The sequence below is a fragment of the Nocardioides sp. R-C-SC26 genome, from assembly GCF_021246465.1.
In the GTDB taxonomy this organism is placed as follows: Bacteria; Actinomycetota; Actinomycetes; order Propionibacteriales; family Nocardioidaceae; genus Nocardioides.
In genome coordinates, this window is the sequence record NZ_JAHRHK010000078.1 from 1 (window position 1) to 316 (window position 316).

The 316-nt window shown below is 73.4% G+C and carries 1 pseudogene; it reads left to right on the plus strand.

Annotation, left to right across the window (positions count from 1 at the left end):
- Positions 1 to 315 (plus strand): annotated as a pseudogene (locus KSO97_RS17505) (hypothetical protein); the annotation flags it as partial.
- Between the last annotated feature and the right edge of the window lies 1 nt (position 316).

A 316-nucleotide genomic window follows, 5' to 3' on the forward strand; every position in this document is an offset into this window, starting at 1 on the left:
GCCGCCTCGGCCGCCGCTGGCGAACGCGACTCCGAGCAGCTCTCCGACGCTGCCGCACGGGTCGCGGTGCAGCTCGGCACCGGGGGCCGCCACGTGGGCCAGGAGGCGATCCAGCTTCACGGTGGTATTGCGATGACCGCCGAGTACCGGGTCGGCGCGGGCACGTCGCGGCTGACCAACCTAGGGAACCACGACGGAGACCGCGGGCACCATCTCAACGAGCTGGCCGCCGTCGTGGCCGACCATGGTGCGCTGGACCCGTTGGCCGCCTCGGTGCTGGGCAGCGCACCCGTGACCGCCGAGGTCGGGTGCTGAG